Source organism: Streptomyces sp. NPDC025721 (assembly GCF_055558595.1).
Window position 1 is genome coordinate 37,417 of the sequence record NZ_JBVHMF010000006.1, and the last position, 11,407, is coordinate 48,823.

Below are 11,407 nucleotides of genomic sequence, written 5' to 3' on the forward strand. Positions count from 1 at the left end.
AACCGTTACGGCAGCAGCCGCAGTCCGGCGACGAGGACACCGGCCAGGCGCCGCGCGTCGTACCCCGGATCGCTGTCCGCCCCGATGCAGAGATTCCCGACGCCCCGCATGAGCACTCGCGCCTCGACGTCCGAGCGGATCTCGCCGGCGGCGACGGCGGCGTCGAGCAGCCGGGTGCACACGGGCACGAGCCGGTCGAGGAAGTACGCGTGCAGCGCGTCGAACCCGGCCTCGTCGGAGTGCAGCACGCCCGCCAGCCCGTGCTTGGTGACCAGGAAGTCCACGAAGAGGTCGATCCACTGCCCGAGGGCGGCGTACGGGGACGGGTCGGCCGCCAGCAGCGCGGGACCGGCCTCGGCGCAGGCGTCGACCTGGTGCCGGTAGACGGCGATGATGAGGTCGGCGCGGGTCGGGAAGTGCCGGTAGATCGTGCCGGTGCCGACGCCCGCCTCGGCGGCGATGTCCCGTACCGGCGCCTCGACGCCTGACGTCACGAAGACGGCCGCCGCCGCGTCGAGCAGGGCCTCCTTGTTGCGCCGGGCGTCCGCCCGCTTGGGCCGGGGGGCCGCGCCCGCGCCGCCTGCCGCGCCGCTCCTGCCGTCCGCATCGCCGCGCACGTCCGCGCCGCCCCCCGCGTCCGCGCCGCCCCGCACGCCCGCACCGCTTCCCGCGCCCGCGCCGCCTTCTCCGTCGTTCACCGCACCGTCCTCCGTCCCGTGACCCCGGCAGTCGCGCTTGCTATCCGGAACGTCGTTCCGTATCGTCGTTTGTGGCGGAACAATGTTCCGTTTATCTCATGATGCCAGAGCACGGAGGAATCCACTCATGCAGTACCGCACTTTGGGCCGCACCGGCGTGCAGGTCAGCACCCTCGCGCTGGGCGCGATGAACTTCGGCGCGATCGGCCGCACCACGCAGGACGAGGCGACCGCCATCGTGGACGCCGCCCTCGAAGCCGGAATCAACGTCATCGACACCGCCGACATGTACGGGCACGGCGACTCGGAGGAGATGGTCGGCAAGGCCATCGCCGGGCGCCGCGACGACATCGTGCTGGCCACCAAGGCGACCATGCCGATGGACGACGAGCGCAACCACCGGGGCAGCTCGCGCCGTTGGCTGGTCACCGAACTGGACAACAGCCTGCGCCGCCTCGGCGTCGACCACGTGGACCTCTACCAGATGCACCGCTGGGACCCGCGCACCAGCGACGAGGAGACGCTGTCGGCCCTCACCGACCTCCAACGCGCGGGAAAGATCCGCTACTTCGGCTCCTCGACCTTCCCCGCGTACCGCATCGTGCAGGCGCAGTGGGCCGCCCGCGAGCAGCACCTGGCCCGCTACGTCACCGAGCAGCCCAGTTACTCGATCCTCCAGCGCGGCATCGAGACCCATGTCCTGCCGGTGACCGAGGAGTACGGGCTCGGCGTGCTCGCCTGGAGCCCGCTGGCCTCCGGCTGGCTGTCGGGCGCGGTCCGCGAGGGCCGCGACATCACCACCAACCGCTCCGCCCACCTCCCGGAGCGCTTCGACCTGACCGTCCCGTCCAACCGGGCCAGGCTCGACGCCGTCGAGCGGATCGCCCGCGTCGCCGACGACGCCGGTCTGACGATGATCCAGCTCGCGCTCGGCTTCGTCACCGCGCACCCCGCCGTGACCAGCGCGATCATCGGCCCCCGCACCCTGGACCACCTGCACTCGCAGCTCGCCGCCGCCGACACCGTGCTCACCGCCGACGTCCTGGACGCCCTCGACGCCATCGTCCCGCCCGGCACCGACCTCGCCCCCCAGGAGAAGTTCGACACCCCGCCCGCCCTCCTCGACCCCTCCCTCCGCCGCCGCTGACTCAGCGGGCCGCGGCGGGAAACGCGCACCGTATCGCGGGGGCCAGACCCGTGCGGCGGGGGTATCGACGGTCGTCGACGTGTGCGCGGTGCTCTTTGTCACGGGGCCGGCTGCGACCGGTCCCCGTACTCCTCGCCGGCGCGGTTCATGCCCGGCGCGTGTCTCACGCGGCGGCGCTGTCGAGGGCGCGCAGTCGGCTGCCGAGGTTCTCGAACTCCCTTCTGCGGTCTGCGCGGTTCCTCTGGCCGCCGGAGACGTACGGTGCCGCGACGGCCATCAGCTCCGCGGCCTGCTCGGCCCACCTGGCGCGGTCCGCCCTATCGTCCGGTAGCGCGTACTCCGCCGAGGTCAGGAAGCAGTTCGCCAGGCTCAGCGCCATGACGAACCCGGTCGCCCGCTCGCCCGCGTACTCCAGCAGTCGGTCCACCTCGTCGGTGTTGGCCCGGATCTCCGCGGCGTACGTCCGGGCGGCCGCCAGGTGCTCGCGCGAGCGCTGCGGGTCGTCAAGGTCCCGGGCCAGCGAGACGTGCCCGCGCATCGCTACCTGGAGGACGTTGCGCAGGGAGGTGAACGCGGTGCCCAACTCGTTCATCCGGCGGCGGACCGGGATCACCTCGTTGTCGTACAGCTCCAGGCCCTCTTCGCGCATCTCGACGTTCGAGCCCGCCCCGACGAGGAAGGCGCAGTAGTTGTGCAGCCGCACGTAGTAGCGCGGGCTGCCGTTCTCGAAGAAGCAGGTGAGCAGTTCGATGCAGTCGTCCCAGAGCGGGATGAGCTCTCTCGTGATCTGCTCCGCGTCGGGAAGCCCGGTGACGTGAGCCTCATACTGCGCCTTGCGCAACTGGTTCACGCCGACCAGCAGGTCGTCGAGGCGGGTGGCGAGGTATCCGCCGTCCACGCTGCCCCCGCTGACCCGGCCCATCAGCGTCTTCGCCAGAGCGACGCCCTCGCGCAGCCACCCCGCCCGCCGGGTGACGATCTGCGGGTGTGACGGGTCCTCGTCCTGCGCGGCGGGGAACTGCACGAGATCGGCCAGCGCGTGCAGCCGCTCCAACAGGAACTCGGGGGAGTCCGCGCCGAACAGTTCGCGGACCCGGTCGGCGAATTGTTCCAGCATGCGGGCCCGTACGTGCCGGGTCGACTCGTCCCGGTCCTCGAAGAGCGCCAGCGTCGCCGTCACCAGGCCCTGTCGCACGGTCAGGGCGGCCTTGACGTCGAGATCGGGACCGGACGGGGTCTCCTCGATCACGGACTGGAGCAAGCTGAGCTTGTCCGCCATCCGGGCGGGGGTCTCCTGTGGTGGCAGCTCGACGTGGGGGAGCACCGCCTGCGCGAAGCGCCGCACCCGTACCTCGGTGTGCAGATGGAGCTCAGCCCTCCGGCCCTTCTTGTTGTCCACGATGCGCACCGCGGCGTCGTCCGTGACCGCGGAGAGGTCGAAGAGCGTGGCCTGCGCCATGCCCACGACGGTGCGGCGCAAGCGGTCGCGGGCGCTCCCGCCCGGCAGCGGCTCGTTCATGCCGACCTCGTTCGACTCCCTGGGGCGCAGGCGCGCGCACAGGACCGTCGCCAACTTCTCCACGAGGTCCAGACCGAGCGGCGCGTGATCGGCGTCGTACCGCGCCCGGATCGGACCGTACTCGTGGGAGGCGAGGCTCCGCACGCCCTCGCTCCGGACCGGGGCGTCCAGGGCGCCCAACGCGTGCTGCACGCCCTGCGCCTGGAGCGCGGCGACAAGCAGGATCGGCTCCGAGCGGAAGACTTCGAGCAGGCTGTACGCGAAGGCGCCGATGAGCAGGTGCGGGTCCTCGACGGGAATCTCGTCGAGCGCCCGACCGAGGGCTTCGGTGACCGGCGCCAGCAGCACATTGGTGCCGATGAGGACGAACGCGGCCTTGGTGTCGGGGCCGTAGCGCGACGCCGTGGCGTTGGCGATCGGAGTGTGCCCCGCCTTGGTCACCTCGCTGTCCGGCAGTCCGCGGTCGGTGTGGTCCCCCAGTTCGGACGGCTTCGCGGGGCGCGGGGCGCCGCGCATGATCTCGGCGAGCGTCACCTGCGCGTAGTCGCAGCACCAGGAATGCATGCCGCCCGGGGCGCCGTCCCAGGCGACTCCGAAGAGCGGTCCCACCTTGCGGGCGAGCCGGGCCGGCATCTGCCGGCCCCGGCTCTCCGGGATGGGGGGGATCTGGGCTTTGAGGATCACTGGCCGTCTCTCCTCTAATCGCAGGTCAGTGCACGTCACGAGAGTACTGGCTTGTAGCGATCTGTAAACCCCAGATAACTTTTGCTCCTGAAGTAGAGAATATTCACAAACAGAGTTGACTCTGGTTAGACAAGAAGAGACGCTTCATGTCGATGGACTTGCGAGGGTGCACAGGGCGTCCCTCCCGTCCGTCGCACCGCTTCGCGGTGCCTGCCAAGCCCACGGGAGGCCCCAGATGTCCCCTCGCCTCAATGACCGCACCAAGCCCGCACCCCTGCCCAAGCCCCGGCGCTATGCGATCCACCTGCGCCTGGTGGACCGGCACCATGCCAACCGCGACGCGAAGGCCGGACTGCCCGCGCTCGGCGAGAGCGGCGTCGGCGGCACCCCGACGCCCGAGTTCCTCGGTCGCGGAGCCGCCGCTGGTCAGCAGGCCGAATGGATCCTCTGCCTCAGGGAGACCGCCGAGGACCGGGGCCGGGCGCTGGTCCTCCGGGCCCGCGTACAGGAGGCCGAACGGCTCGCCGCCGAGGCCGAAGCAGCCGTCGCCGAGTCGGCCGGCCCCCTGAGCGAGGAAGAGCAGAACCGGCGGCGCGGCGGCGAGCACAAGACCGCCGAGGCGGTGGTGCGCGCCCGCCGGGCGCGCGAATGGTCGCGCCGGCTCGCCGACCTGCGCTCCGCCGCCGAACAGGCCGCCGGGCGTGCTGCCGCACTGACCGTCGAACTGCACACGGTCGAGGCCCGTATCGCGGTGCGGCAGGAAGCCGCCGCGGCACGCGCGGTCTACCTGCACGAGCAGGCCATGCGCCGTGTCATGGCCTACGACCGGCAGTTGGTCCGGCGACACGCGGACGGTGCCCGGATCAACGGTGAGGCCAAGTACGGCGGTCCCGAGCTGCCCGCCTGGGTTGCGGGCCACCGTCCCGGACTCGGCTGAATCCCGCCGGACTCGTGAACGGCCGTTCCCTATACGGCCCAACCACCGACGGACCCGTGAACACCCGCCCCGAGAGGACCCTCCGTGGACCTTCCCTTTCTCCGCCGTAAGACCAAGCGCCCGCCCGAACAGCCCGAGCCGACGTTTTCGACCGTGGTCGACGGCGACCCGAGCTGGACCATTCCGGCGCTCTACCGGATGGCGCCACCGGCCGATCTCGGCACCGCCGAGGAGACCGTGCGCCAACTCGTCGGCGAACTCGCTCCCAACGCCATCGACGCCGGTACGGGCACCGCGCTGGACAACCTCATCGACGCCTGGACGGTCCAGTGGGTCACCCGGCTCGAATCCGAGCACAAGCTCCGCGAGGCGGTCTGCGACCACCTGATCGGCGTGGCCGCCGAGGAGCTCTCGGACGCGCAGACGGCACTCGACCACGCCAAGGACGACCTCAGCCGGGCCGAGAGCGACCTGAGCGCGTTCCGTGCCCGTCTCTCCCCGCCCGCCACTGTGAGCGTGTCGCCAGCCGGGCCTGCCGAGGCCGCGTCGCCCGCTGAACCCACCCCGCCCCCGCAAGGAGGACCGACCCCATGAGCAGAACCGTCCCGCCCGGTCACATGCCGTTCGCCGACCCTGATCTGGTCGTCGGCAGAACCAGGCACTACTACCCCTACCTCGCGCTGGTGCTGGCGGTGGGGGCAGACGGGATCGCCTTCTACCAAGTCGTCGGCCTGTTGGTGAACGAGGCCGGGTGGATGATCATTCCGCTTGTCCTCGGGTTCACCGGCCTGGCGCTGGCTGTGAGCCACCAGGTGGGTGTACTCGCCCGCAGGTTCGTGGAGCGGTCCACGCCGGCCGTGGGTGCTCTCGCGGTGGTGCTGACGATGGTCTGGCTGTTCATGGGCGCCGTGTGCTTCTTCGTCCGCGCCACCAACACGCCCGCCACGTCGGGGGGCAGCGGGCTCGAGACCCTCGGTCTCCCGAGCACCGCGGGGGCGCCCGCCGACGACTTGACCGGCAGCGCCAATCTCGGCACGGCCCTGCTGTTCCTCGGCCTCTACCTGGCCGGCGGCCTGCTGGCGGCGGTCACGGCGTACCTCGCCCACAATCCGCTGGCCACGGCGTACCGAATGGCCCTGGCACACCGTGCGGCCGCCCGGCAGGAGGTGCAGCGGCTGACGCCACGCCATGTCCGTGCCGTCCACCGCCACCAGCAGGAGCTGGCCGAGCGCGAGCGCGACCACCGGCGCTGGGAGGTGGCTACCGGGCAATGCCTCGGCTGGGCCGACGACCTGAAGCACTACGCCCGGTTCCTGATGGCCGTGCACATCGCTGACCCGGCGGCCACCGACGGACTCACCGACTCAGGGGACCGGCTCGTCCCCGGCGGTTGGAAGGGCCCCGACCTGCGCGCCGCCGATCGGCCCGACGGACCGGGGGAGTCCGACGAGCCCGATGCGGAGAACGGCCAAGGGGCGGCGGCGTGAGCCCGCAGCCGCGCCCGTTCCCGATGCGGCCGCCCGCTCCCCGGCCCGAGTTCTGCCCCCACTGCGCTCGTCGTCTGCTGCCGTGTCCGGACTGCTCGAACTGCCGTCTGGGCCTGCGCTGCCCGTCGTGCGGCCGGCACTGGACCAGCCCCTGACGTCCGCGCAGCGTCCCGCCACTTCCCGCTCGTCATCCGGTCGCCCGGACGCCTCCGGGCGGCCGGGCTCATTGAACCTGGCCCCGCGCCGTCGATCGATTCGAACTCCTGGAGCACACACCATGGCATCACCGAGATTACGATCCCTTCTCCGCGGGCTCACCGCTCTCTGCCTGCTGGGTGCCGTGGCGCTTGCGGCATCCGGCTGCGGTCACCCGGCCAAGAACAGCGCGTCGGAGCAGCAGGAGCAGGCCGCCGCGTGCGCCACCGGCCGAGGCCGCGTCGCCCTCGTCCTCGGCGCCCGAGCCAACACACCCGCGCCCCGGCTGACACCCGCCGCGCTCTCACTGGTGGATACCGCGATCGACGGGGGTCAGCTGATCTCCGTGGTCGGAGTGGACGGCGCACCCGACGTGGAATTCCGCGGGGCCTTCGAGGACACGGGCAAGAACGGTTCCCGCAGCGCCAAAGACCACGACACATTCGTGAAGTCGCTGACGAACACGATCCACCGCATGAAAGCCGGCCGTCCCGAGGCCGACCTGCTCGCGGCGCTGGCCGAGGCCGCGGGGAACGTCGGTCCGGGCGGCACGGTCGTGGTGGCCGACTCCGGGCTTCAGACTGTCGCGCCACTGGACTTCCGCCGTGACGGCGTGCTGGACGCCCAGGCCACCGATGTCGCCGACTTCCTGAAGCGGCAGGGCTCGCTCCCGCAGCTCACCGGTATCTCCGTCCTCTTCAGCGGCGTCGGCGACACGGCGCCGCCGCAGGCCAGACTGCCGCTCCCGGAGCACAAGAACCTCGTCGCCATATGGAAGGCGATCGCCGTCGAGGCGGGGGCCGAGTGCGTCGCGGCCGACCCCGTGCCGGCGACGGGTGCCGCCGTACCGCACACCCCCGCCGTGTCCGTCGTCAAGGTGCGTCCCCTGGAAACGTATCCGCCCTCCTGCGGGAACCACGTGCTGCGGAACAGCGGCAGTGTCGGATTCCTGCCCGACACGTCGGTACTGCGCGACCGGCCTGCTGCCGCCGCCGCCCTGAGGGAACTCGCCGACTGGGCCGTGGCCCACCACGCGAAGATCCGGCTCATCGGTACGACGGCGTCCGCGGGAACGGCCGATGGCCGTAGGCGACTGTCCCTCGACCGCGCAACAGCGGTCCGCGACGTCCTCGTCTCGCTCGGTGTGGCCGCCCACGACATCACGCTGCGGGGAGTCGGCACGCGGTGGCCGGGCCACGTCCAAGACCTCGACAGCGAAGGCCGGTTGCTGCCCGGCCCCGCCGAACGCAACCGCTCCGTCGTCCTGGACCTCGTCTGCTGAACCGTCCGGGCGCGCGCTCGGACATGACCGCCCGTCCGGGCGCGCGCTCGTCGGCAGCCGACCGCCCCACCCCGCGGCCCGCCGATCGCCACGTGCCGCGCGGCCGACCCGCAAGTCCCGACCGTCCCACCCTTCAGAGAGGACTCGACATGCCGGATATGAGAGCAGTCGTGGACCGCGTGATGCGACGCTGTGAAGCGTCCTGGTCGTCCGACATCGAACGCCGGGTCGGCGCGGTCCGCGCCGACCCGCGGAGCTGGCTGTCCGCCGCCGACGGACTGCTGCTGTCCTCCTGGTCGAGCGGCGGCCGCGACGCGGCGGTGGCCGCCGCGGCGCTGCTGGAGTTCGCGCTGGACACCGGCGCGCGGGACGATCCCGGGCGGCCTGCGTGGGTGTTGCACCTGTGGCTGGCCGAGCGCACCCTGTCGTTCCGCTTCGGCGACTACCGGTTGTCGCGCGACGTTCAGCACCATCTCGGCGCGCAGAAGCAGGGGCGTACGGCCGACGACCCGGTAAGGGTCGCCGCCACCTACCCCGAACTGCCGCTGCCCCGGCACTTCCAGCCGGTCCTGCCCATCGAGTCGGCGGCGGCCCGGCTGGCGGACTCGCTCCCGCGGGACGACATCGCACGCTGCTGCCTGTTGGTACGGCTCGCCCAGTCCGCGTGCTTCCGGTACGAGTCCGGCGACGAGTCGGCGCTCCCCGAGATGTGGCGGCTCGCCCGAGCCGCCCACGACGCCGTCACGCCCGACCACCTGGAGGCGGAACTGGTCGGGCGCACGGCCGCACACGCCGCCGTCGTCAGATTCCGTGCGGACCCGAAGGACCGCGCCTCGGCCGCCTTCGCGGTCACCGCCGGCCGACTGGCGCTGGCGGGCGTGGAGCACGCGCGGGTCCACGGCACGGACTATCGGCCCCACGAGGCCGCCCCGGTGCACCTCTTGCTGGCGATAGCCCTGATGTCCGTACTGACCTACGAACTCGACCTCAAGACGGCCGACGAGGCCATCGCGCACATGGAGGCGTTCCGGGCCGACGGCCCACCGGACGACGGCGGCGTCTACGCGGTCAACATGGCGTCCTTGCTGGCCGCGCGCGCCGTCCTCAGCGGATCCCGGCGGGACGTCGCCAGGTCGGACGAGCTGTGGGCGATGTTGCAGCGGGACCTGCGGCCGGGCGACCCGCTGCTTCCGCATATCGCCCAGAAGCGCGCCGCGACCGCCGAGATGGTGCGGCTGATGGGAATGCTCCCGTTCAAGTCGGGAGGTCTTCTCCGCCTCGTGCGGCCGTGGATGGGTCCACTCCTGACCTTTCCCCCGCTGCCGCCGATCCGGTTGTACGAACCGCCACGCAGCCCCGGTTACCGGTCACCGGGCGCAGGACCGGAGGAGATGGCCTCCTTCGGCGGTGCTCCGGACCCGGAGGCGCGAACTCCTCGCGGGCCGGACCGCGAACGCGCACCGGGCGGCGACGGGGGACCCGCGTCCTCCACCTCACCGCACTGGCCGCCCTGCCCGGCGCCCGCGCCCGGCCTCGTCTGCGACCCTGCTCTGGAGTCCGACCTGACGGGTCTGCCACCAGACGCGGAAGCGGTCCTCCGCAGTCTCGTCGGGGTCGACACGTCTCCGTCGGACCCGCGCCGACTGGCGCTCGCCGAGAAGCAGTTGCTCGCCAGGCTGGCCGAACCAGGACTCAGTGCCGGCCGCCGGGGATGGACGGCCGCGGCCCTGCTCCAGGTGTGGGCCGCGAAGTACCTCATCAGTAGGGACGCCGCGGACCTGGAGCGGGCTGTGCGGGCCGGCGACGACGTACTCGCCACCCTCCCGGCCACCAGCTCCCGCTATATCGAACTGCTGTGCGCGGTCGAGGAGCACCGGCAGGCGTACGGTTCGCTCCGCGGCGACGCCGCGACGATGCTCCGGGCCTGCGACGGCCTGCGGTGGGCCGTGGACCACGTCCGCCCCGAGTCACCGCAGTGGGTCGCCTGCGCGATGTTCTACGCCAAGGCCCTTGCCGGGGTCTCGATGCTCCGCCGCGACCCGGACATGTCGAAGGAGGCGGTCGGGCTGGTGCGGAAGGTGGCCCGCACGTTGGAGGCGCTCCCGGACGCCCCCGGCCACTGGGGCAGCATGGCGGAGCAGCGTGAACGCCTGCGGCCGACGCTGCGTACGATCACCGACCTGGTGGTGATGGCCGACCACGACCTCCGCGGAGACCTGATCGGGGTCGAGGAAGCCGAGGTGCGGTGGCAGCCTGAGGCAGAGGCCAAGCTGCCCCCAGCGGTGAGATTCGAGAACGCGCGCGTCGCGCTCGGCCGCCGGGTGGAGCTCGGGGACTGGGCACGGGCCGCGGACGCCGCGGCCGTCGCGCTGGAGATGCTGCCGCTGCTCACCTCGCGGGCGCTGCACCGCGACGATCGCCAGCGCGCCGTGCACACTGCCCTCCAAGGGCCGTCCCCGGACAGTTCGACGGGCACCAGCCTGACCCGAACCGGGTGCGCGGTGGCGCTCGCAGCCGGCCGGACCGAACAGGCGGCCGCGCTGCTGGAACAGGGCCGTGCCGTCCTCATGAGCCAGGACCTGGAGGCGCGCGGCGACGTGTCCGACCTCGCAGAGGCTCATCCGCGGCTCGCCGCGCGCTTCACCGACCTCGCCGGGCGGATGCGGGAGGCCGATGACATCGCGTCGCGGGACGAGACCTCGGGCGCACGGGCGCAGCACCGGGCGGCCGAGCAGTGGCGGCTGCTCCTCGGTGACATCCGGTCCCACCCCGGCTTCGGCAGCTTCCTGCTGCCGCCGACCGCGATGCAGATGCAGGCGGAGGCGGTACAGGGGCCCATCGTGCTGATCAACATCGACCGGCTGCGATGTGACGCGCTGGTGGTCACGTCCCGGGGCATCAGGACCGTGACACTCGACGTGACCGAAGGACTGCTGGCCCACACGGCCCGGGACTTCCTTGCCGCGGTCGCCGTGGATCTGGACAGCCCGAAGGACGTGCGCGCCGCGGCGGCCGAGACCATCTTCCGGACCCTTGAGTGGCTGTGGGACAAGGTCGCGGAACCGGTGCTGCGGGCGGCCGGCCTCACCGAGCCGATCCCGGACGGGACGCCGAGACACGCTGTCCCTCGGCTGTGGTGGTCCGCCTCCGGCCCGCTGGCGCATCTGCCGCTGCACGCCGCCGGCTACCAGCGCAAGGCGGACCTGGGGGAGCGCCGTTCCGTGCTCGACCGGGTCGCCTCCTCCTACACGCCCAGCATCAGGGCGCTGCGGCACGCCCGACTGGAACGTCGCCCCGCGGCGCAGGGCGCCGCCCGGCACCTCGCGGTGGGCCGCGCCACCGGTACGGACGGCGGCTCCGGGGCGGGGGGGGGGGAGGGGTCTCCCGCGGCGGGGGAGTGTGGGGGGACGGGGGGGGGGGTGGGGGAGACAGCACAAAGCCGAAAGGGGGTGGGTACA

General features: G+C 72.3%; 7 protein-coding genes and 1 pseudogene. 6 read left to right on the forward strand and 2 right to left on the reverse strand.

Annotation, left to right across the window (positions count from 1 at the left end):
* Window positions 1–5: 5 nt before the first annotated feature.
* Entirely contained in the window at window positions 6–617 is a 612-nt protein-coding gene (locus ACZ4EF_RS11185) for a TetR/AcrR family transcriptional regulator (RefSeq protein ID WP_467504169.1), read from the reverse strand.
* 208 nt (window positions 618–825) lie between these two features.
* Between ACZ4EF_RS11185 and ACZ4EF_RS11190 the strand changes: the two genes are divergently transcribed.
* On the forward strand, window positions 826–1,845 hold the full coding sequence (locus tag ACZ4EF_RS11190) for an aldo/keto reductase (RefSeq protein ID WP_391161504.1): 1,020 nt from the start codon (window positions 826–828) through the stop codon (window positions 1,843–1,845).
* 163 nt (window positions 1,846–2,008) lie between these two features.
* Here ACZ4EF_RS11190 and ACZ4EF_RS11195 read toward each other — a convergent pair whose 3' ends face one another.
* Window positions 2,009–4,048 carry a hypothetical protein gene (locus tag ACZ4EF_RS11195; protein ID WP_391044703.1) on the reverse strand — a complete coding sequence of 680 codons (2,040 nt, stop codon included), beginning with the start codon at window positions 4,046–4,048 and terminating at the stop codon, window positions 2,009–2,011.
* A gap of 235 nt (window positions 4,049–4,283) precedes the next feature.
* Here ACZ4EF_RS11195 and ACZ4EF_RS11200 point away from each other — a divergent pair, with 235 nt between their 5' ends.
* From ACZ4EF_RS11200 to ACZ4EF_RS11220, 5 genes and pseudogenes are all read left to right on the forward strand, one after another.
* Window positions 4,284–4,985 carry a hypothetical protein gene (locus tag ACZ4EF_RS11200; RefSeq protein WP_467504009.1) on the forward strand — a complete coding sequence of 234 codons (702 nt, stop codon included), beginning with the start codon at window positions 4,284–4,286 and terminating at the stop codon, window positions 4,983–4,985.
* An 84-nt stretch (window positions 4,986–5,069) separates the two neighbouring features.
* On the forward strand, window positions 5,070–5,579 hold the full coding sequence (locus ACZ4EF_RS11205) for a hypothetical protein (protein WP_391044707.1): 510 nt from the start codon (window positions 5,070–5,072) through the stop codon (window positions 5,577–5,579).
* Window positions 5,576–6,472 (forward strand): hypothetical protein, encoded by an 897-nt coding sequence (locus ACZ4EF_RS11210; RefSeq protein WP_355349340.1) that lies wholly within the window; start codon window positions 5,576–5,578, stop codon window positions 6,470–6,472. Before ACZ4EF_RS11205 ends, ACZ4EF_RS11210 begins: the two co-directional genes overlap by 4 nt.
* A 340-nt stretch (window positions 6,473–6,812) precedes the next feature.
* Complete coding sequence (locus ACZ4EF_RS11215; RefSeq protein ID WP_467504011.1) at window positions 6,813–7,949, forward strand: OmpA family protein; 1,137 nt, start codon at window positions 6,813–6,815, stop codon at window positions 7,947–7,949.
* Between the two features lie 182 nt (window positions 7,950–8,131).
* Window positions 8,132–11,407 (forward strand): annotated as a pseudogene (locus tag ACZ4EF_RS11220) (hypothetical protein); the annotation flags it as partial.

What these genes read in the sequence shown, in the direction of transcription:
- ACZ4EF_RS11210 (WP_355349340.1), top strand. Translation starts at nt 5,576, where the DNA reads ATGAGCAGAACCGTCCCGCCCGGTCACATGCCGTTCGCCGACCCTGAT.
- ACZ4EF_RS11190 (WP_391161504.1), top strand. Translation starts at nt 826, where the DNA reads ATGCAGTACCGCACTTTGGGCCGCACCGGCGTGCAGGTCAGCACCCTC.
- ACZ4EF_RS11200 (WP_467504009.1), top strand. Translation starts at nt 4,284, where the DNA reads ATGTCCCCTCGCCTCAATGACCGCACCAAGCCCGCACCCCTGCCCAAG.